Origin of the sequence: Pseudoalteromonas sp. CR1, assembly GCF_019392235.1 — a bacterium.
GTDB lineage: Bacteria > Pseudomonadota > Gammaproteobacteria > Enterobacterales > Alteromonadaceae > Pseudoalteromonas.
This window is the reverse complement of sequence record NZ_JAHXRM010000529.1, coordinates 1-245: the sequence shown is the minus strand read 5'-3', so window position 1 is coordinate 245 and position 245 is coordinate 1. Positions and strand designations below refer to the sequence as shown.

Genomic DNA, 245 nt, shown 5'->3' with positions numbered 1-245 from the left:
GCTGATTCTGGAGCAGATGACCAACCTCTACACCATCGCCTCGGAGTCGTTGAACACCGTGCGTGGGCCGTTGCGGGTGGGCTGCCTGGAGTCGCTGGCGCCGATGATCACGCCCGAGTTGGTGTTCGGGTTTGGCCGTGCGTTTCCTGGCGTGCGGCTGACCCAGGCCGAAGGCAACCATGAGGAACTGCTGGAAAAACTGCGCAGCGGTGAGCTGGACATCGCGCTGACCTACGACCTGGTGA

1 protein-coding gene is annotated in these 245 nt (G+C 62.9%); it reads left to right on the top strand.

The window, feature by feature from the left end; translation table 11 throughout:
• Window positions 1-16 precede the first annotated feature (16 nt).
• Window positions 17-245 (top strand): LysR substrate-binding domain-containing protein (locus tag KZZ04_RS20420; RefSeq protein WP_257903717.1); only part of this gene is annotated, 229 nt, incomplete at its 3' end.